The sequence below is a fragment of the Streptomyces sp. NPDC008317 genome, from assembly GCF_042955955.1.
Classification (GTDB): domain Bacteria; phylum Actinomycetota; class Actinomycetes; order Streptomycetales; family Streptomycetaceae; genus Actinacidiphila.
Map to the genome: position 1 here is coordinate 618,802 of NZ_JBIBFQ010000002.1, position 19,017 is coordinate 637,818.

The 19,017-nt window shown below is 73.3% G+C and carries 17 protein-coding genes, 1 other RNA gene and 1 pseudogene; 8 read left to right on the forward strand and 11 right to left on the reverse strand.

Annotated elements, in window-relative coordinates; all coding sequences use genetic code 11:
• Positions 1-4: 4 nt before the first annotated feature.
• From ACFY9V_RS07735 to ACFY9V_RS07745, 3 genes are all read right to left on the reverse strand, one after another.
• Positions 5-583, reverse strand: coding sequence for a WHG domain-containing protein (locus ACFY9V_RS07735; protein ID WP_355334633.1), 579 nt, complete (start codon positions 581-583; stop codon positions 5-7).
• Between the two features lie 243 nt (positions 584-826).
• On the reverse strand, positions 827-994 hold the full coding sequence (locus ACFY9V_RS07740) for a hypothetical protein (protein ID WP_391160096.1): 168 nt from the start codon (positions 992-994) through the stop codon (positions 827-829).
• 510 nt (positions 995-1,504) lie between these two features.
• Positions 1,505-2,056: a winged helix-turn-helix transcriptional regulator gene (locus ACFY9V_RS07745; RefSeq protein WP_391047226.1), complete on the reverse strand. Its 552-nt coding sequence runs from the start codon at positions 2,054-2,056 to the stop codon at positions 1,505-1,507.
• A gap of 76 nt (positions 2,057-2,132) precedes the next feature.
• Here ACFY9V_RS07745 and def point away from each other — a divergent pair, with 76 nt between their 5' ends.
• A complete protein-coding gene (gene def, locus ACFY9V_RS07750) occupies positions 2,133-2,726 on the forward strand; it encodes a peptide deformylase (RefSeq protein WP_355334644.1) in 594 nt (197 codons plus the stop codon).
• 40 nt (positions 2,727-2,766) lie between these two features.
• Here the strand turns inward: def and ACFY9V_RS07755 are convergent, their stop codons facing one another.
• Both ACFY9V_RS07755 and eno read right to left on the reverse strand, forming a co-directional pair.
• Positions 2,767-3,405, reverse strand: a complete 639-nt coding sequence (locus ACFY9V_RS07755; RefSeq protein WP_391160598.1) for a molybdopterin-dependent oxidoreductase — start codon at positions 3,403-3,405, stop codon at positions 2,767-2,769.
• Positions 3,406-3,607: 202 nt separating this feature from the next.
• Entirely contained in the window at positions 3,608-4,900 is a 1,293-nt protein-coding gene (gene eno / locus ACFY9V_RS07760; protein WP_391160099.1) for a phosphopyruvate hydratase, read from the reverse strand.
• A gap of 138 nt (positions 4,901-5,038) precedes the next feature.
• On the opposite strand from eno, the gene ACFY9V_RS07765 reads away from it, so the two are divergent.
• Entirely contained in the window at positions 5,039-5,929 is an 891-nt protein-coding gene (locus tag ACFY9V_RS07765) for a winged helix-turn-helix transcriptional regulator (protein WP_391160101.1), read from the forward strand.
• 15 nt (positions 5,930-5,944) lie between these two features.
• Here the strand turns inward: ACFY9V_RS07765 and ACFY9V_RS07770 are convergent, their stop codons facing one another.
• Positions 5,945-6,700 (reverse strand): helix-turn-helix domain-containing protein, encoded by a 756-nt coding sequence (locus ACFY9V_RS07770; RefSeq protein WP_391160103.1) that lies wholly within the window; start codon positions 6,698-6,700, stop codon positions 5,945-5,947.
• A gap of 46 nt (positions 6,701-6,746) precedes the next feature.
• On the opposite strand from ACFY9V_RS07770, the gene ACFY9V_RS07775 reads away from it, so the two are divergent.
• From ACFY9V_RS07775 to ACFY9V_RS07785, 3 genes are all read left to right on the forward strand, one after another.
• On the forward strand, positions 6,747-7,952 hold the full coding sequence (locus tag ACFY9V_RS07775) for an MFS transporter (RefSeq protein WP_391160105.1): 1,206 nt from the start codon (positions 6,747-6,749) through the stop codon (positions 7,950-7,952).
• A 63-nt stretch (positions 7,953-8,015) separates the two neighbouring features.
• A complete protein-coding gene (locus ACFY9V_RS07780; RefSeq protein ID WP_391160107.1) occupies positions 8,016-8,228 on the forward strand; it encodes a hypothetical protein in 213 nt (70 codons plus the stop codon).
• A 189-nt stretch (positions 8,229-8,417) separates the two neighbouring features.
• Positions 8,418-9,584 carry a type III polyketide synthase gene (locus tag ACFY9V_RS07785; RefSeq protein ID WP_391160109.1) on the forward strand — a complete coding sequence of 389 codons (1,167 nt, stop codon included), beginning with the start codon at positions 8,418-8,420 and terminating at the stop codon, positions 9,582-9,584.
• 171 nt (positions 9,585-9,755) lie between these two features.
• On the opposite strand, the gene ACFY9V_RS07790 is transcribed toward ACFY9V_RS07785, so the two are convergent.
• Both ACFY9V_RS07790 and rnpB read right to left on the reverse strand, forming a co-directional pair.
• Entirely contained in the window at positions 9,756-11,912 is a 2,157-nt protein-coding gene (locus tag ACFY9V_RS07790; protein WP_391160111.1) for a SpoIIE family protein phosphatase, read from the reverse strand.
• Between the two features lie 285 nt (positions 11,913-12,197).
• Positions 12,198-12,603: RNase P RNA component class A (gene rnpB, locus ACFY9V_RS07795), an RNA gene on the reverse strand.
• Positions 12,604-12,857: 254 nt separating this feature from the next.
• Between rnpB and yaaA the strand changes: the two genes are divergently transcribed.
• Complete coding sequence (yaaA, locus tag ACFY9V_RS07800; protein WP_355345317.1) at positions 12,858-13,643, forward strand: peroxide stress protein YaaA; 786 nt, start codon at positions 12,858-12,860, stop codon at positions 13,641-13,643.
• A 93-nt stretch (positions 13,644-13,736) separates the two neighbouring features.
• Positions 13,737-14,354, forward strand: a complete 618-nt coding sequence (gene eda, locus ACFY9V_RS07805; RefSeq protein WP_391160113.1) for a bifunctional 4-hydroxy-2-oxoglutarate aldolase/2-dehydro-3-deoxy-phosphogluconate aldolase — start codon at positions 13,737-13,739, stop codon at positions 14,352-14,354.
• A gap of 91 nt (positions 14,355-14,445) precedes the next feature.
• On the opposite strand, the pseudogene ACFY9V_RS07810 reads toward eda, so the two are convergent.
• From ACFY9V_RS07810 to ACFY9V_RS07820, 3 genes and pseudogenes are all read right to left on the reverse strand, one after another.
• Positions 14,446-15,195: pseudogene (locus ACFY9V_RS07810) on the reverse strand (histidine phosphatase family protein); the annotation flags it as partial.
• Between the two features lie 20 nt (positions 15,196-15,215).
• Entirely contained in the window at positions 15,216-15,959 is a 744-nt protein-coding gene (locus ACFY9V_RS07815) for a C4-type zinc ribbon domain-containing protein (protein WP_391160599.1), read from the reverse strand.
• Positions 15,956-16,879, reverse strand: coding sequence for a Nif3-like dinuclear metal center hexameric protein (locus ACFY9V_RS07820; protein ID WP_391160116.1), 924 nt, complete (start codon positions 16,877-16,879; stop codon positions 15,956-15,958). Before ACFY9V_RS07820 ends, ACFY9V_RS07815 begins: the two co-directional genes overlap by 4 nt.
• Before the next feature lie 347 nt (positions 16,880-17,226).
• Here ACFY9V_RS07820 and ACFY9V_RS07825 point away from each other — a divergent pair, with 347 nt between their 5' ends.
• Positions 17,227-18,564, forward strand: coding sequence for a hypothetical protein (locus ACFY9V_RS07825; RefSeq protein ID WP_391160118.1), 1,338 nt, complete (start codon positions 17,227-17,229; stop codon positions 18,562-18,564).
• The last annotated feature ends 453 nt before the right edge of the window (positions 18,565-19,017 follow it).

Genomic DNA, 19,017 nt, shown 5'->3' on the forward strand with positions numbered 1-19,017 from the left:
CTTTTCAACTTCCGTCTTTTTCCGGCCAGTTCTTCAACAGGGCGTCGAGGGCGTCGATGACGCGTTCCCAGGTGTCCTGGGTGTCGGGCGCGCTGTGGCTGAACCCGCCGCCCATCTCCAGGCCGACGTAGCCGTTGAACACGCTCCCGAGCAGCCGCACCGCGTGCGTCTGGTCCGGCTCGTCGAGGTCGTAGCCGCGCAGGATCGCCCGTGTCATCTCCGCGTGCCGCCCGCCCGCGCTCGCGGCGGCGGCCTGCGGATCGAGGCGGAACTGGGCCGCCGCGTACCGTCCGGGGTGCTCCCGGGCGTAGTCGCGGTACACGTTCGCCAGTCCGGCGAGCGCGTCCTTCCCGGCCCGGCCCGCCAGGGCGGCGGCACCGCGATCGGCCATTTCCGCCAGTGCGAGCTGCGCGATCCCGGTCTGGAGATCGTGCGAATTCCGCACGTGCGAATACAGGCTCGCGACCTTCACGTCGAACCGCCTGGCCAGCTCGGAGACGGTCACCGCGTCGAACCCGACCTCGTCGGCCAGCTCCGCCCCCGCCCGCACCAAACGCTCCCGTGTCAGCCCTACGCGCACCACAGCCGTCCTCCTCATTACCTAAGTCCATCATGCACATACCTAAAGCCTTTAGGCAAATGACCACAGCCCGATGTGACGGCGCCCCCCCGCTCATGGTCGGACCGCCGCCGTAAGGCCGCGCGGCGTGGGACCGCTCGGGGTGGGACCGCTCGGTGTCGGGCCGCTCACCGCGGGGGCCGCTCACCGCGGGGGCCGCTCGCCGTAGAGCCCACTCGCCGTGGGACAGAAAAGCCCGGGGCCCGGCTAGTCGATCGGGAAGCGGTAGACCGTCGACTCGCGGGCCCGGAAGGCCAGCCGCGCGAGGGGCCGCGCCGTCGCGGACAGCTGCGGCAGCAGCCGGGCGAAGGTGTCGACGAGTTCCTGACCGGTCTCCGGGCTGATCTCCCGGACGATCTCCACGCGGGCGTCCATGCGGGGAGCCTATCCATCCGTTCCGGCCGCACCGACGCGCCGGAGCCGGGGCGGGCTTGGCCGTAAAACCGGTTGGGCGGGCGATGCGCCGTTGGTAGCGTCCGCAGGACCGTCACACCAGGCGAGGAGGTGGAACCCGTGAAGGCCGGTTCTGACGGGGTGCTCCCTGTCCTCCTCACGGCGTGGACGGCTCGCGTGGACGTCACCGGAGGTGCCGGGATCGCCCGGTCGCTTCCCGAGCGCAACACCGCCTGTCTTCTGTGCGGTTCACCGCGCGGACGACGTCAAAAGGCGTCCGTGAACGAGACGTCGCCATGGGTGAGGTCAATGGCCCGCTCCGGCCGCCGCTTTCCCGCCCAGAACAGCCGGCGCTCGTGCTGCTGGGCCACCTCGGCGGCCCGCACAAGAAGGCGCCGCGGACGCTGGGGCGCGCGCAACGCCCTGTGACCGACGCCGGTTCACCCGCGCCGGCCCCCGTACACCCGCATCGACACCCTGCGACCTCAGGCCCTAGCCCTCGTCGGGCAGCAGCGGGAAGAGCCGTGCGACGACCGCGACCGGACGGGCCGCGGCGGGGCGGGCCGCCGGATTCGGCTCCCGGTCGCGGTAGCGGGCGAGGGTCTGCCGGATCGCGTCGGCCACGGCGGCCATCTCCTCCGGGGTCAGATACGCGACCGCGCTGAACGCCTCGTCCTGCCGCCACGGGGCGGGAGCGCTGTCGCGCTGGGTCTGCCAGCGCCGGTAGCTCTCGTCCTCCAACCCGCGGGCCAGCTCCCCGAATTCCGTCGCGGGACCCTCCCCCTTCTCCGGCTCCCCCGCCTGCCGGATCCGCCACGGCCGGGCGCGGCCACCGCTGTGCGGGGCCTCCTCGATGTAGCCGTAGCGCGCGAGTTGCCGCAGATGGAACGAGCACAGGCCGGAGCTGTAGCCGAGCCGCCCGGCCGCCTGTGTGGCCGTGACCGTACCGACCTCGGCGAGCAGGCCGAGCAGGTCGCGGCGTACGTCGTGGTCGGGCAGACCGCTGTCCGCCGAGGTTCCCGTCTCCGCTTCTTCTTCTGTCACTTTGCAAAGCCTGCTACTTTGCAAAGAGCTTTGCAAGCTCCTGGCCGACGCCACCGCTCCGAGGAGAGTGAGCCCCTTGGTCTCCCGCCCCTTCGACGTGTCCGAGCGCGCCGTCGTGCGCGCCATCACCGTCACCGGCGACGACATCCTGCACCGCCCCTGCCGCGAGGTGACCGAATTCGGGACCACGGAACTGGCCGAGCTGATCGAGGACATGGTGCTCACCATGCACGTCGCCGACGGCGCGGGCCTGGCGGCCAATCAAGTGGGCGTCGGCCTGCGGCTGTTCGTGTACGACTGCTGGGACGACGACGGCGTCCACCACACCGGGCACCTGGTCAATCCCGTGCTCGACGAACCCGCGCCTGCCGACCGGCGGCTCGTCGACGACGCCGAGGGCTGTCTGTCGGTGCCGGGCGCGACGGTGGACGTGCCGCGCACGGACCACGCCGTGGCGCGCGGCTTCGACCAGTACGGCGAGCCGGTCGTCATCGCGGGCAACGGCCAGTTCGGGCGCTGCCTCCAGCACGAGACCGACCATCTGGACGGCCGCCTCTACCTCGACCGCCTCTCACGGCGCGACCGGCGCGAGGCGCTGCGTCAGATGGCCGACCGCCGCGAACACGTCTTCGCCCTGCGCGCGGCCAGGGCCGCCGAGTTGGGCCGCTGACCTCCGCGCACGGGGCTCGGGGGACGCGTCAGGCCGGTCGTCACACCGCCGGGCCGTCGCCGTCCTCCTCCTGGTGGGTGTAGCGCTGCTCCTTCCAGGGGTCCGCGAGGTTGTGGTGGCCGCGCTCCTCCCAGAAGCCGCGCCGGTCCGTCGTCATGTACTCGATGGCACGGAGCCACTTGGGCCCCTTCCAGCTGTACAGATGCGGTACGACCAGGCGTACGGGGAAGCCGTGTTCCGCGGTGAGCTGGTCACCGTTGTGGTGGGTGGCCAGCAGGGTGCCGTCGGCGGTGAAGTCGGCGAGCCGGAGATTGGCGCTGTAGCCGTACTCCGCCCAGGCCATGACGTGGGTGGCGTGCGGCGCCGGGGGTGCCAGGTCCAGCAGGGTGCGGGCGGTGACGCCGAACCACTCGTGGCCGGTCGAGGTCGTCCCGGACGCGCAGTGCAGGTCGGCGGCGACCGTGGCGCGCGGCAGCGCGCTGAACTCCTCAAGGGTCCACGTGTGTTCGCCGCCGGCGGCGGTGGCGCCGAACACCTTCAGGCTCCACCGGTCCGCCCGGAATCTGGGCACGGGTCCGTAGTGCGAGACGGGCCAGCCCCTGACCTTGCGCTGTCCCGGGGGAAGCTCGTCGTTTCCGCCAGGGTGATCGTCCTTCCCTGCGGGTCGATGCGGGTCGATGGCACGGCGGCGGTCCCGGTGGTGCGGTGGAGTTCCAGTGGCGCGCTGGAATCCGGTGGTGCGAGGAGATCAGGCGTCCGCTCATGCGAGGCCAGACACCGTTAACGATTATCACATGCGGCGGCATCCGGCCCTTTCGCCTCGCATTCGCCGGGCGCCCCACGAAAACCGTTCCCTGGACCCGCTCGCCCCCGGACACGCCCTAGCGCCGCAGCCCGAGCGCCTCGCGGCCCGCGTACCGCGCCTGCGTCCCCAGCTCCTCCTCGATCCGGATGAGCTGGTTGTACTTGGCGGTGCGGTCGGAGCGCGACAGCGAACCCGTCTTGATCTGGCCGCAGCCGGTCGCGACGGCCAGGTCGGCGATGGTGGTGTCCTCGGTCTCGCCGGAGCGGTGCGACATCACGACGGTGTAGCCCGCGCGGTGCGCGGTGCCGACGGTCGCCAACGTCTCGGTGAGCGTGCCGATCTGATTGACCTTCACCAGAACGGAGTTGGCGACGCCGTCGCGGATTCCCTCGCGCAGCAGCGTCTCGTTGGTGCAGAAGACGTCGTCGCCGGTGAGCTGGCAGCGGTCGCCGAGCCGCGCCATGAGCAGCCGCCAGCCGTCGCGGTCGTCCTCGGCCATCGGGTCCTCGATGGACGCCACGGGGTAGTTCGCCACCAACTGGGCCAGGTAATCGGCGTGTTGCTCGACGCTGCGGCGTACGCCCTCGCCGGTGTAGTCGTAGACCCCGTCGCGGAAGAACTCCGACGCGGCGGGGTCCATGACGACGGTGATGTCGGTGCCCGCCTTGTACCCGCTGCGCTCGACGGCGCGTACGACGAAGTCCAGCGCCTCTTCGGCGGTCCGCAGGTCGGGGGCGAAGCCGCCCTCGTCGCCGACCGCGGTGCTGTGCCCCGCGGCCAGCAGGTCGCCGCGCAGGGTGTGGAAGACCTCGGAGCCGATGCGTACGGCCTCGGCGAAGGTGGCCGCGCCGATCGGCGCGATCATGAACTCCTGGAAGTCCAGCGGATTGTCGGCGTGCGCGCCGCCGTTGACGATGTTCATCATCGGCACCGGCAGCAGCCGGGCGTCCACGCCGCCCACGTAGCGGTAGAGCGGCAGCCGGTGCGCGTGCGCGGCGGCCTTGGCGGTGGCCAGGGAGACGCCGAGGATCGCGTTCGCGCCGAGCCGGGACTTGTCGGGCGTGCCGTCCAGCTCGACCAGCGCCGCGTCCACGGCGGCCTGGTCCTCCGCCTCCAGGCCGACGACGACGTCCACGATCGACTCGTTGACGGCGTCGACGGCCCGCCGAACTCCCTTGCCGTGGAAGCGGGCCGGGTCCTCGTCGCGCAGTTCCACCGCCTCGCGGGCGCCGGTCGAGGCTCCGGAAGGTACGGCCGCGCGGCCGGTGGAACCGTCGGCCAGCTCGACGTCGACCTCGACGGTCGGATGGCCCCGGCTGTCGATGATCTCGCGGGCGACGACGCGGGTGATGGTGTTCCTTGCGGCCATGGCGGTGGTGCTCCTCACGTGCGGTGCGGACGACAACGACGCGGACGACGACGACGCGAACGGCGACGACACGGACGGCGACGAATAAGTTCCGAGCGAGAACAAAGTGAGTTCAGAAAGTGAATGTACTCTGTGCGGATGAGGATGCACAACGCCGACGAGGACTGCGGGATCGCCCAGGCCGCCGTGGTGATGGCCGACTGGTGGAACGTGCTCGTGCTGCGCGAAATCGCGCGCGGCCACGTGCGGTTCGACGCCCTGGCCTCCGGACTCGGCCTCTCCCGCAAGGTGCTCACCGAACGGCTCGGCGCGCTCGTCGCCCGCGGCGTCCTGCGGCGCAGCCTCTACCAACGCCGCCCGGTCCGCTACGAATACCTGCTCACCGACTCGGGACTCGCCCTGCTCCCGCTGCTGGTGGCGATGCAGGACTGGGGCGACCGCTGGGTCCTCGGCGACGGGACGACCACGGCGACCGCGCCGCCGGACGGGGCGGAGCACGCACGCGTGCACGCCCTGGCGGGCGGCGGTACCGATACGGGTACGGGTACGGGCGCGCGGCTGCCCGCGGATCTCCGACTGCCCGCGAGCGACGGCGCCGAGCGCCCCGTCGTCGCGCCGGACGCCGCCGCCACCGTCCTGTTCACCTACCCCGGCACCGGCGTCGACTGGGGCGAGGACCCGATCCCCGGCGCGCCCGGCTGCACACTGGAGAACCGGCTCTTCCGCGACGCCTACGCCGACTTCCGCCGCGCCGACGTCGCCGTCCACGGCGTCAGCACCCAACTCCCCTACGAACAGGCGGCCTTCGCCACCGCCGAAGCCGTCCCGTACCCGCTGCTCTCCGACGCCCAGCAGCGTCTGGCCGCCGCCCTGCGGCTGCCGACCTTCCGCGGGGCCGGGCGGCTCCGCCTCAAACGGCTCATCCTCGTCCTCGCCCCTGACCGCACCGTGCGGCACGCCCTCTTCCCCGTCGAGGACATTCCGGCGGCCGTCGAGGAGACGCTGCGCCTGGCGACGGCCGGTCCCTGACCGTCCGCGCAGGAACTATCCGGCCTGGTCCCGCGACTGGTGGGCGCCCGGCGTATGGCCGAAGGTGCGGCGGAAGACGTCGATGAAGGCGCTGGCGGACGACCAGCCGCACCGGTGGGCCACGGCGGTGACCGGGGTGTTCTCGGCGAGCAGCACCAGGGCGTAGTGGAGGCGGAGTTGGGTGCGCCACTGCGGGAAGGTCATGCCGAGGTCGCTCTTGAAGAGCCGGGACAGCGTACGGTCGCTGGCGCCGACCTGGCGGCCGAGGGCGGTCAGCGTACGGTCGTCGGCCGGGTCGGCGCGCAGGATCGCGCACAGGGACCGGAGTTGGGGCGCGGCCGGCCAGGGCAGGTGGAGCGGCTGCTGCGGTGAGGCGCGCAGTTCGTCGAGCAACACCGCGCGCAGGCGGGCCCGTTCGGGGCTGCCGTCGTCGGGGGTGCGGGTGTGGGCGAGGAGCAGTTCGCGCAGCAGGGGGGCGACGGCCAGGACGGTCGGGGTGTCGAGGCCGAGCGGGTTCTCGTTCTCCGGGAGGCCGACCAGGTGGAGTTCGAGTTCGCCGTGGGCCTGGTGGGCGTGGACCGTACCGGCGGGGACCCAGATGGCGCGGGTGGCGGGGGCGACCCAGGAGCCCGCGCTCGTGGTGATGGCCAGCACTCCGCGTCCGGCGTAGACGATCTGGTGGTCGTCGTGCCGGTGCGGGTCGATCTCCGCGCCGGGGGCCAGCCGCTCGGTACGGGTCGGCGCGACCGGCTCATGGCGGATTTTCGTCATTGGTTGGCAGTTTATCGGAAGCCCGACATATCACCGCCTGAAGACCATGGGTGACGTGCCGAAAAACACCTCGATCACGCTGCTGTCCTTCGGGCATGCCTGCGTCGACATCTACCAGGGCGCCGTCGCGGCCCTCGTCCCCTACTTCGTCGCCGAACGCGCCTACAGCTACGCCGCCGCCTCCGGCATCGTGCTCGCCGCGTCCGTCCTGTCCTCCGTGGCCCAGCCGCTGTTCGGCCTGCTCACCGACCGGTGGGCGATGCCGTGGCTGCTGCCGGTGAGCACCGTCCTCGGCGGTGCGGGCATCGCACTCAGCGGCGTCAGCGGCTCGTACGCGCTCACGCTCGTCTTCGTCGCGGTCTCCGGCGTCGGCGTGGCCGCGTACCACCCGGAGTCCGCGCGCGTCGCCCGCCTCGCGAGCGGGGGCAGCCACAGCGCGATGGGGTGGTTCTCGGTGGGCGGCAACATCGGCTTCGCGCTGGCCCCGCTCATGGTCGCCGCCGTCGTCGCGACGGGCGGCCTGCGCCTCACCCCGCTGCTGGTGCTGCCCGCGCTCGTCGGCAGCGTGCTGTGCCTGCCGGTGCTGCGCGAGCTGGAACGGCGGCGCTCCACCGGGACCTCGGCCGCCGTCGCCGTCGGGCGCGACGACAGGGCGTCCTTCGTGAAGCTCTCCGTGGCCGTGGTCTTCCGCTCGATCGTCTTCATCGGCCTGAGCACCTTCATCTCGCTGTACGCCAAGCAGCGCATGGGCGGCAGTGACGTGGCGGGCACCGCCGCGCTGTTCGTCCTCTACATCGGCGGCGCGATCGGCTCCGTCCTCGGCGGCTCGCTGGCCGGCCGCTACGACCGCGTCACCGTCACCCGCTGGTCGTATCTGGTCTCGATCCCGTCCGTCGCGGGCGTCGTCCTCGTCCCGGGACCGGCCCTCTACCTCTTCGTCGCCCTCACCTCGATCGGCCTCTACGTCCCCTTCTCCCTCCAGGTCACCCTCGGCCAGGACTACCTCCCCACCCGTGTCGGCACCGCCAGCGGCATCACGCTCGGCCTCACCGTCAGCATCGGCGGCCTCGCCACCCCCGTCATCGGCGCGGTCGCCGACGCCACCTCGCTGCGTACCGCTCTCGCCCCGCTCATCGTCATGCCCGCCCTGAGCTGGCTCCTGTTCCGCTCCCTCCCCGAGCCCACCGCGCCCCTCTCGTCCCCCGCCGCCGCGCCGGAGGACGCGGCCACCGACCCCGCCCTCGCGGGCTAATCCGCGACACGTCGAGCGGGCCGCCTCCCGCGCCCCCGGGCCACGGCCCACCAGACTGTCCCCATGTCATCCCCCCGCCGCCGCTGCCCCCAGTGCGGCCGAGAGATCGCCGTCGTGGCGGGCCGCATCGCCCGCCACGACCCACCCCCCGGCCCCCGCACCGCCACCCTCGTCTCCTGCCCCGGCTCCAAATCCCCCGCCGCCCCCACCGCCGCCCAACACACCCTGGACGGCTACACCATCCCCGACTTTCCCGGTCAACTCCCCTTGTTCTAGACATATCGCCGCACCCACGGAAACGGCCGGTCCGCACGGGCCGCTGAATCCGGTCGAGTTGACCGGTCAGATCGGCGAATTCCTCGACATAGAGGTCGAAACGGTCAATGTGGAATCCGGACTTCCGTTTCGGGGAGAGGGACAATACGGTGATACGGCGCCGTCCGGGCGCCGGGAAGGGGGTGCGGGATGAGCGTGTACATGTGGCCTCCCGCCGTGGTGCCGGGGCCGTACACCATCACTACCGAGGAGATCCTCGCCGAGGTCAACGGCCGTCACCCGGGGGCGAGTTGGCTGAAGCGCGCGGACGGGATGGCCAAGAACACCGGGATCGGGGAGCGGCGGTGGATGCAGCCCCTGGAGGCGATCACGGCGCCGAGCCGCAGCGGCTTCCCCGGGCCCGCGGCCTCAGCGGCGGGCGAGACGGGCGAGACCGGCACGCCGGCCGAGGCGGGCCCGCCGGTGCCGCAGACCGTCGAGGAGCGCACCGCGTCGGTGTGGGTGACGGTCCAGGACTGCGCGGAGCGGGCGGCCCGCCAGGCGCTGGAGACCGCGGGAGTCACCCCTGACCAGGTGGATTACGTGGTCACCAGCAACTCGACCACCCCCGCCCTGCCGGGCCTGGACATCGCCTTGTTCAACCGGCTCGGGCTGCGCGAGGACGTGCTGCTGCTGCCGTTCTCGCAGTGGGCCTGCATCGCCGGTACCCGGTCGCTGGCCACCGCTTCGAAACTGCTGGCCGCCGACCCCGGCGCGACGGTGCTGATCGTCATCGCGGAGGCGCTGAGCACCACCTACCAGCCCGACGACACCGGCATCGACTCGCTGCTGATGCGGCTGCTGTTCGCCGACACCGCGGTCGCCGCCGTCGTCCGCGGCCGGCCGGACCAGGGCGCGTTCCTGCGGCTGGACGCCGCGTGGCACCGCACGGTGCCCGGCACCGCCGACATCCACCGGCTGCACACCCGCGCCGACGGGGTGCACTACGAGATGGACCGCTCGGGGCCCAAGTGGGTGCAGTCGACGCTCCCGCCGATGTGGGAGTGGGTGCGCGGCCGTCACACCGACCCGGACTGGCACCCGGACCTGCTGGTGGCCCACCCGGGCGGCACCCGCGTCCTGGAACTCATCCAGGAGAGCGTCCCGAGCTCCTGGCCCGACGTCCCGGGGCCCTGGCCCGACCACCTGCTGGACCACTCCTGGAGCAGCATCGTCACCGGCAACCGTGGCGGCGCCGCCGTATTCGACGTCCTCGACCGCGCCCTCAGCGCGGGCGTACCCGCCGGAGCCCGGACCGTGCTGTACGGAGCGGCGCCGGGGCTGACGGCCACCGCGATGGACGGAGTGTGGCTCTAGCCCGCCGTACGGGACGCGCGGATCACAGGGCCGGTCCGCGCCCAACTGCCCGCCGCCGACGGTCAGTCCGGGGGACACCTACTCGCCGCCAGCGTTCAGTCCGGGGCGAAACTGCCCGCCGCCGACGGTCAGTGCGGATCACGCCCACCCGCTGCCGACAGTCGGCCCTGGTCACAACTGCCCGCCCGTGACGGCCAGTTGTGACCACACCGTGCGCTCCCCCGCGGTCTCGCCGAGCCGCGTCCCCCACGCGGCACTCGTGTGCTGGACGACGAGGAGCCCGCGTCCGCTGGTCTCGGACACCGCGGGGCGGGCGGCCCGCGGCCTGCCGTGCGAGGAGCCGGTGACCTCGCAGATCAGACGGTCGGACAGGTGCAGCAGCCGGAGGGTCACCGGGTCGCCGGTGCCGAACCGCAGGGCGTTGGTGACGAGTTCGGACACCACCAGGGCGCTGCGGCCGTGGGGGTCGGCGATGCCCCACTCGGCGGTGCGGGCGCCGGTCCACGCCCGTGCGCGGGCGACCGCCGTGAGATCGCCCGCGGGCAGGCGGAGTGCGGGCATGTCGGCCGCGGGCAGGCCGTCCATGCGCGCCAGGAGCAGCGTGAGGTCGTCGTGCTGCGGCGGCGGCCCGGTGACGTGGTCGACGACCGGGCCGACGACGGCGCTCAGGTCGCCGGTCGCGTAGTGCCAGGACAGTGCCTCCAGCAGGGCGGTCATCCCGTCGTCGAGGTCGCGGCCCGGGTGCTCCACGAGGCCGTCGGTGTAGAGCCCGATCAGGGCGCCCGGCTCGGCGGTGACCTCCAGGGCCTCGTACGGTTCCTCGCGGGCCGTGCCCAGCGGCGGGTGCAGCGGCGGGGCGAGCAGTTCCGCGGCCCCGTCCGGGTGGACCAGCACCGGCGGCAGGTGCCCGGCGCTGACCACGGTGAGCCGCCGGGCGGCCGGGTCGTACACGGCGTAGCAGCAGGTCGTGCCCAGCGCCGCCGCCGCGGCGCCCAGTTCGCCGTCGGTCTCGGCGGTCGCGTGCAGGCTCCCCACGAGGGTGTCCAGGTGGGTCATCACCTCGACCGGCGGATGGTCGGCGGCGGCCAGGGTCTGGGCGGCCTGGCGCAGTGTGCCCATGACGGCGGCGGCTGCCAGGCCGTGTCCGACGGCGTCGCCGATCACCAGCGCGATCCGGCCGCCCGACAGGCCGATGACGTCCATCCAGTCGCCGCCGAGGCCGGCGCTGTCGGGTGCGGCGGGCCGGTAGGCGCCCGCGGTGTGCATCGCCCGGCTCGGCGAGTGCGGCGGGCGCAGCCTGCGCTGGAGCGCCAGGACCTGCCGGTGCTCCCGCTGATGACGGCGCCCGTGCTCCAGATTCATCGCGGCGCGGAAGGCCAGTTCCTGGACGGCGAGCTGGTCGTCGCCGTCGAAGGCCCCGCGGGGGTTGTCCTCACGCCGCCAGACCGCGACCGTGCCGAGTACGCGCTGCCGCCGGTCGGCGTCGGGGACGGTCAGCGGCGCGAAGGCCACCGCGAGCGGGCCGTGGTCCGGCACCAGGGCCCGTATCAGGTCCGGGTCGTCGCCCAGGGCCCGCTCGATGGCGGCGCGGTCGGGCAGCACGGTGACGCCGGGGTGACCGGTGGTGTCGGAGGCGGGGTGGGCGGGCAGGTCCGGCAGGCGCTCGCCCAAGCGGAGGAAGCCGCGCGGCCACGGCCGGTTCCCCGCGCGGGCGTACGCGGCGCGGCACAGCGGCTCGGTCCGATCGGGCAGGTCCCCGCTCCACAGGCACTGCGCCAGCGACACCGTGACGGCGTCGCCCCAGGGCAGCAGCCCTTCGGCGAGCTGGCGCGCCGTCGTTTCGATCTCCAGGGAGGTGCCCAGGGTCGAGGAGGCGGCGAAGACGTCGAGCTGGGCGCTGACGTCGATCAGGCTGATCACCACCCGGCCCGGAGCCGCCGGGAGGACCGAAAGCGACACCACCGCGGGCGTTCCGTCCGGCCGGATCATGCGCTGGACCCGCGCCAGCAGCGGGCGGCCGGTTGCCAGTACCCGCTCCACCCGGGCGGCGATCGCCGCCGCGTCCTCGGTCGGGAAGAGGTCGGTCGCCCGCGCGCCCGATCCGTCGACCACCCCGTCGAGCCAGGTCCCGGCCAGATCGGCCTCCAGCACGGTCAGCCGCTCGTCGACGACGATGATGCCGAGCGTGTCGTCCGACCCCGCCCCCGACGGCGCGCTCAGCGCACTGGGCGGCTGCTGCGGAATCATCTCCGTCAGCACGGCACCGACCCGGCCGCCCGCACCGGACGCACCCTCGGAAGAAGCGTGGCTGGAGTTGGGGCTGGTCATCACGGCAAAGTCCGATCATCCGCCAACGGTTGATTTCAGACATTACGGACAATTAGCCAATAAAAACATAAAGAGCAAGTAAAGCGACTCTTTGTTCACCATGACTCACACGGTGTACGGGCCGCGCGATCAGCCCCTCCCGGTGGACCCGCACGCCCCCACCTGCGGTCCAGGACCGCGTCCCGGCAAGAGCCCTCGCGGCACCCAGGGAGCGCATCAACGATGCACGACGCGGCTCACCCGACCGCGCTCGCGCCCCGGGCGAACCCAAGGGGGCGGTGGCGGCAGACGAGTCGAGCTGTACGCCGGGTTCTGTCGCCGGGCGGCCTCGCGGCCGGCCGGGAGACGGCCATCCATCTAGGGCCGGCGTTGCCACCGGCCTCGTGCGGTCTACCCGCGGACTCGGGCGGGCAGCCCTCGAACGTCCGCGCGGGTGCCGTATCGCTACGACGCCCTCTTGACCTTGCTCCGGGTGGGGTTTACCTAGCCGTCCAGGTCACCCTGGACGCTGGTGGTCTCTTACACCACCGTTTCACCCTTACCGGGGACCGAGATCCCCGGCGGTCTGTTTTCTGTGGCACTGTCCCGCGGGTCACCCCGGGTGGCCGTTAGCCACCACCCTGCCCTGTGGAGCCCGGACGTTCCTCGGGAAGCCCCCGAAAGGGCTCCACGCGGCCGTCCGCTCGGCTCGTCTGCCGTGTGGACCATGGTAGTGGCTGCGCGGGGGCGAAGAGCACCGCGGGGTCGGCGGCGAGCGTACGGCCGCCCGCCGGGGCCGTCCGGCCGGGCGTGGGCGGACAGGTCCCGTGGGCGGCCCGCCCAGGTCCTACTCTGGTGCGGGCCCCCCGACCAGGCGCGGGCGGCCCGAGCGCGAGCCGTACGACCCCGCGCACCGTACGACCGCCTGGACCGTACGAACCGCAAGAACCGTATGAAGGAGATGCCGTGCTCGTCCTGTTGCCGCCGTCCGAGGGGAAGGCCACCGGAGGGACGGGGGCCGCGGTCGCGCTGGACTCGCTGTCGCTGCCGGGGCTGAACGAGGCGCGGGCGACGGTCCTCGACGAGCTGGTGGAGCTGTGTTCGGGCGACGAGGAGAAGGCGGCGGAGGTGCTGGGGCTCAGCCCCGGCCTGCGCGGCGAGGTCGCCAAGAACGCGGCGCTGCGGACGGCGCCCGCCATGCCCGCGGCGGAGCTGTACACCGGAGTGCTGTACGACGCGCTGGGCCTGGCGACGCTCGGACGGGCGGCGCGCCGCCGCGCCGAGGAGTCGCTGCTGGTGTTCTCCGGGCTGTGGGGCGCGGTACGGCTCGGCGACCGCATCCCCTCCTACCGCTGCTCGATGGGCGTCAAGCTGCCGGGCGTCGGCGGCCTGGCGGCGTACTGGCGGCGGCAGATGGCCGATGTCCTGCCGGCCGAGGCGGGCGACGGCCTGGTGCTCGACCTGCGCTCGTCGTCGTACGCGGGCGCCTGGAAGCCGGCCGGGGAGGTCGCCGGGCGTACGGCGACGGTCCGCGTGCTCCAGGTGACGGTGGTCGGCGGGGTCGAGAAGCGGACGGTCGTCAGCCACTTCAACAAGGCCACCAAGGGCCGTCTGGTCCGCGCCCTGCTGGAGTCCGGCGCCCGGCCGAAGGACCCCAAGGGCCTCGCGCGAACGCTGCGGAAGCTGGGTTTCACGGTGGAGGAGCAGCCGGGTACGGGTCGGCTCGACGTCCTGGTGCGCGAGATCCACTGAGGCGCGCGGCGCGACGGTACGGAGCAAGGCCCTCGTTGCATCCTGCGCAACGGCCGTTGCGCACGCTGGCGCCCGCCAGGCAGGATGACGGGCATGACTTCCGTGCTCGGCCTCGCCCCCGTCATCCCTGTGGTCGTCCTGGAGGACGCGGCGGACGCCGTACCGCTGGCGCGGGCGCTGGTGGCGGGCGGGCTGCCCGCGATCGAGATCACGCTGCGGACGCCCGCCGCCCTGGACGCGATCCGGGCCGTCGCGGACGGCGTCCCCGGCGCGGTGGTCGGCGCGGGCACGGTGCTGACGCCCGAGCTGACGGACGCGGCCGTGGGCGCGGGGGCCCGTTTCCTGGTCAGCCCCGGCTGGACGGACCGCCTCCTCGACGCGATGCGCGGCGCGGGCGTGCCGTTCCTGCCGGGCGTCTCGACCGCCTCGGAAGCACTCGGGCTGCTCGAACGCGGCGTCACCGACATGAAGTTCTTCCCCGCCGAGGCGGCGGGCGGCGTCGCGTACCTCCGCTCCCTGGCCTCACCGCTCCCCCGGGCCCGCTTCTGTCCGACGGGCGGCATCGACGCGGCCCGCGCGCCCGAGTACCTGGCGCTGCCGAACGTGGGGTGCGTCGGCGGTACGTGGATGGTTCCGGGCGACGCGGTGCGGTCCCGGCGGTGGGATCTCGTGGAGAGCCTGGCGCGCGAGGCGGCGGCGCTGCGGGGCTGACGCCCTCAACAGCCGTACGGAGAAAGCCCGTACGGAGAAAGCCCGTACGGGGAAGGCCCGCACGGAGAAAGCCCGTACGGGAAAGGCCCGTTCACCGCAGGTGGGCCGTCTCGTTCAGCGACCGCAGCGACGCGTTGCCGTCCGCGTAGTACGCCACCTCCGAGAGCGACGCCGGGGCGAGGTACATGCGGAAGAGCGCTTCGGGCGGCGCGTCCAGGGCGAGGCGCGCGAGCGTCTTGATCGGGGTGACGTGACTGACGAGCAGGACGGTACGGCCGCGGTGGGCGGTCAGCAGCGCGTCGCGGGCCGCGGCGACGCGGGCGGCGACGTCGGTGAAGCTCTCGCCGCCGGGCGGCGGGACGTCGGGTGAGCCGAGCCAGGCGGTGAGTTCGGCGGGCTGCCGGTCCCGTACCTCGGCGAAGGTGAGGCCGTCCCAGGCCCCGAAGTCCGTTTCGCGCAGGCCCTCTTCGAGGTGGACGTCCAGGCCGAGGCGGTCGGCGGCGATCCGGGCGGTCTCCCGGCAGCGGGCGAGCGGCGAGCTGACGACGGCCTCGATGCCGTGGCCTTCGCTCAGTCGCCCCTCGGCGCGCACCAACTCCTCGGCGCGCACCAACTCCTCGGCGCGCACCGGCCCTTCGGCACGCACCGACTCCTCAGCGCGCACCGGCCCTTCGGCGCGTACGGCCAGCGCCGCCGCGGCCCGTTCGGCCTGGCGCCGCCCGGCGGCCGACAGCGACGGATCGCTTCCGCCGCTCCCGGAGAACCGCTTCTCCCCCGTCAGCGCGGTCTCGCCGTGCCGCAGCAGGACGAAGGTGGTGGGCGCCGCCATGTCGGGCGCCGCACCCTCGTGAACCAACGCCACTACAGGCCGGACTCGGCCGTACGCACCAGGATCCGGCGGCAGTTCTCGCACCGTACGACGGTGTTGGCGGGCGCGGCCCTGACCTCGTTCAGCTCGGTGATGTTGAGTTCGAGGCGGCAGCCCTCGCAGCGCTTCTGGTAGAGCCGCGCCGCGCCGACGCCGCCCTGCTGCCCGCGGAGCTTGTCGTACAGCTTGATCAGGTCGTCGGGCACGGTCCCGGCGATGACCTCGCGCTCCTTGGCCGCCGTGAAGCCCTCCGCGTCGATGCCCTCGATGGCCGCGACCTTGCGGGCCTCGGCCTCGGCGACCTTGGCCTGGACGGACTCGACGCGCGCGGCCAGTTCCGTGGCGCGCTCCTGGGCGCCCTCGCGGCGCTCCATGACGTCCAGCACGACGTCCTCCAGGTCGCCCTGCCGCTTGGCGAGCGAGGTGATCTCGCGCTGGAGGTTCTCCAGGTCCTTCGGCGAGGTGACCGCGCCGGAGTCCAGACGCTGCTGGTCGCGGGCGGAGCGCTGGCGTACCTGGTCGACGTCCTGCTCGGCCTTGGTCTGCTCGCGCGCGGTGTCGCTCTCCTCGGTCTGCGCGGCGACCAGCAGGTCACGGAGCTGCGCGAGGTCGGCGCCGAGCCGCTCCAGCTCGGCGTGCTCGGGCAGGGTCTTGCGCTTGTGGTCGAGTTGCGCGATACGCGAATCGAGGGCCTGGACTTCGAGAAGTCGGATCTGGTCGGCGGGCTCGGCGTTCAGCGGGGGGCTCCTGTGCGGCTGGAAGGGCGGGAAGTGGATTGCGGGAGTTCCCGGCCGCCCCGGAATTCCGGGGTGTCCGAGCGCTCCGGGGCGACAGCGTGCGCTGTCCACGGGTCGGTGACCGCGTACGAGACATGGGTGCGCAGCGCCCAGCCGTGCCGGTCGGAGATCTCGTCGAGCTGCGCGGCGGCCTGCTCGCACCACGGCCACTCGGTGGCCCAGTGCGCGGCGTCGACCAGCGCGGGCGGGCCGGACTCGCGCGCCTCGGAGACCGGGTGGTGGCGCAGGTCGGCGGTGACGTACGCGTCGACGCCCGCCGCGCGGACCTCGGCGAAGAGGCTGTCGCCCGAGCCGCCGCAGACCGCGACCGTACGGACCGTGGCCTGCGGGTCGCCGGCGATCCGCAGCCCGGTGGCGGTACGCGGCAGCCCTCGCGCCGCCCGCTGCGCGAATTCGGCCAGCGTCAGCGGTGCGGCGGTCTCGCCGATCCGGCCGAGGCCGCGGCGGCCCGCGGGGTCGGTGGGGTCGGGTACGAGCGGGCCGGTGATCCGCAGGCCGAGCGCGGCGGCCAGGGCGTCCGAGACGCCGGGGTCGGCGCGGTCGGCGTTGGTGTGCGCGACGTGCAGCGCGACCCCGTTCCTGATCAGGTCGTGGACGGCGCGGCCCTTGAAACCGGCCGGGCCGGTCGGCGCCACCGTCGTCGTACCGCGCAGATAGAGCGGGTGGTGCGTGACCAGCAGGTCCGCGCCGATCCGTACCCCCTCGTCGACGACTTCCCGCACCGGGTCGACGGCGAACAGCACGCGTCCGACCTCGGCCTCGGGCTCGCCGCAGACCAGGCCGACGGCGTCCCACGCCTCGGCCAGCTCCGGGGGCCAGAGGGCGTCAAGCGCGGCGATGACGTCGGACAGTGTGGGCACGGTAGGAAGGTTACCTGGCCGCCCGTGTCCGCCGGATGCCGTACGCCGTGACCGCGGGCGCCGGGGGTGCCACGACGGGTGCGCGGGCCGGTCCGTCACCCGTGCGGCACCCGTTCGGCACCCGTGAGTCAAGGGCGCGCGGGGCGCATCCGATGTCCGCGGGGAGCGCGACCGCTCGCCGGGCGGAGCACATCTGCCCCTTCGCGCGGAGCAGAACGGGAAAACCCGCACTCTTACGTGTGAACCGCACCGAGTCGCGTTGATCGTCCGGAAAAATGAAAACTACGGTCCTGTGCCGGAGGTGGGTGAGTCATATGAGCGCCAGTACAGATGCCAGTGCCCGTGCCATGGGGATCCCCCCGGCCGTCCGCGTACTGCGCCGGTCGGGCTTCACGATCGCCGCGGACGGGTCGTACGCGGCCTGCCTCGCCGAGGCTCGCGTACCCGCGCCGGAGGGGGACGGGGACGTGGACGAGTACGGCGGGGGCGGCGTCAGCGGCTGGTTCCCCGAGCGGTGGACGCTCGGGCCCGAGCCGTACGCGGTGCCGCTGCCCGGCGCCCAGCCGGAGGAGGCCGGGACGCAGGTCGTACCGCTGCCCGACGGGCGCGTCCTGATCCGGCGGCGGGTCGCCGACCGCCACGACCTGGCGCTGCTGTATCCGGCGGGGGCCGGTACCGGGGAGGTGCCGATCGGGTCGCTCGGCGGGGATGCAGTAACGCTTCTTCCCCCGTGCCCCTTGGGCGGGGCGGCTTTCGCGCTCGTGTACGAGGGGGGTTCCGGCGAGAGGGGCTCCGCTGGTGGGGGCTCTGGCGAGGGGGGTTCCGGCGAGGGGGACTCTGCTGAGGGGGACGGGGTCACGACCGTCTGGCAGGTGTACGGCGCCGGGAAGGACGGGCCCGTCGCCGTCATGCGCGTGCCCGGCCGCTGCACCGGCGGCGTCTGGCTCGACCGTACGGGGCGGCTGCTCGCCGTCGACCGTACGCTCGCCGGCCGCACCAAGGCCGTCGCCGTCGACCTGCGACTCGGCGAGGCCAGCCCGCTCCTCCAGATCACCGAGGACAGCGACGACCGGCTCGTCCTCGCGGAACCCGACAGCGGGCTGCTGCTCCTGCGCAGCGACGCCACCGGGGAGGCGCGGCTCGGCTGGGGCGTCCTCGGCAGCCGTCGGCCGGTACGTTTCCCCGACGCGCTCCAGGTGCCGGGCATCCTGCTCACGCCGGTCGCCGCGCAACCGGGGCAGATCCTGATGCCCGAGGCGGCGGTGGTCGCGCTCCGCGCGGAGGCGCCGGGCGGGGCGGAGTCGCTGGCGCTGTGGCGGCCGGGTGAGCGGCGGCTGCACTGGCGGGCGTCCCCTCCGGGGTGGCTGGGGGCGACGGGGTACTGGGGGGCCGACGATTTGCTGCGGCTGCCGTGTTCGGTGCCGGAGTGGCCTTGCGGGGTGGCGCCGTACGAGGCGCCACGGGTGCGGCCTGCGGCCGGGGCTTCGGGGTCTCGGCGTGGGCGGGGTGCGGTGCCCGCCGCTCTGCCCGGGCCTGGTTCTTCCGCCGGCCGCGGCTCTTCCGGTGCTCGCGGCTCTTCCGGTGGCCTCGGCTCTTCCGGTGCGGCTCTGCCCGCGCCGACGCGGCTGCCCTGGCGGGTGCTGCCGCTTCAGCAGGCGCCGCTGGCTGCCGCCAAGGCGGGGTGACCCCCATGACCGTGACGTCGGCCCCGCCAGTAGACTCACCCGAAGCCGCGCATCCGGGCACTCCGCGTGACCACCGCGGGGCGGCTTCGCCGCAGTCCGGGTCGAGTTTGTTCGCGCGCTTTCGGCGTAGGCCGGTTCGTTGTTCCACGGGGATTTCGGGGAGATTCAAGAAGATGTCGTCCGACGCGCGTTCCTCTCACGACCACGGGGGGTCCGGGGACAGCTCGGGGCGCCACCGGGGGCCTGCTTCTTCCTCTGAGGAGGGGGAGGCTCAGCCTCAGGGGAAGCATCGGCGTCCTTCGGACGATTAGCGGGTTTTTCTTTCCCGCCCGCCCACCCGTGCGGGTGTTTTCTTCGTCTGCGGGTGCCGCTTGTGCCTGGTCGGTGCCGGTCCGGGGTACCTCCTCGAAATCCGTCTCACCTGGTCCTGCGTATCCGGTGCCGTTCCTGTTG

What these genes read in the sequence shown, in the direction of transcription:
- ACFY9V_RS07740 (WP_391160096.1), bottom strand. Translation starts at nt 994, where the DNA reads ATGGACGCCCGCGTGGAGATCGTCCGGGAGATCAGCCCGGAGACCGGT.
- ACFY9V_RS07770 (WP_391160103.1), bottom strand. Translation starts at nt 6,700, where the DNA reads ATGACGAAAATCCGCCATGAGCCGGTCGCGCCGACCCGTACCGAGCGG.
- eno (WP_391160099.1), bottom strand. Translation starts at nt 4,900, where the DNA reads ATGGCCGCAAGGAACACCATCACCCGCGTCGTCGCCCGCGAGATCATC.
- ACFY9V_RS07785 (WP_391160109.1), top strand. Translation starts at nt 8,418, where the DNA reads ATGAGCGTGTACATGTGGCCTCCCGCCGTGGTGCCGGGGCCGTACACC.
- ACFY9V_RS07775 (WP_391160105.1), top strand. Translation starts at nt 6,747, where the DNA reads ATGGGTGACGTGCCGAAAAACACCTCGATCACGCTGCTGTCCTTCGGG.
- ACFY9V_RS07765 (WP_391160101.1), top strand. Translation starts at nt 5,039, where the DNA reads ATGAGGATGCACAACGCCGACGAGGACTGCGGGATCGCCCAGGCCGCC.
- ACFY9V_RS07780 (WP_391160107.1), top strand. Translation starts at nt 8,016, where the DNA reads ATGTCATCCCCCCGCCGCCGCTGCCCCCAGTGCGGCCGAGAGATCGCC.
- ACFY9V_RS07825 (WP_391160118.1), top strand. Translation starts at nt 17,227, where the DNA reads ATGGGGATCCCCCCGGCCGTCCGCGTACTGCGCCGGTCGGGCTTCACG.
- ACFY9V_RS07790 (WP_391160111.1), bottom strand. Translation starts at nt 11,912, where the DNA reads ATGACCAGCCCCAACTCCAGCCACGCTTCTTCCGAGGGTGCGTCCGGT.
- eda (WP_391160113.1), top strand. Translation starts at nt 13,737, where the DNA reads ATGACTTCCGTGCTCGGCCTCGCCCCCGTCATCCCTGTGGTCGTCCTG.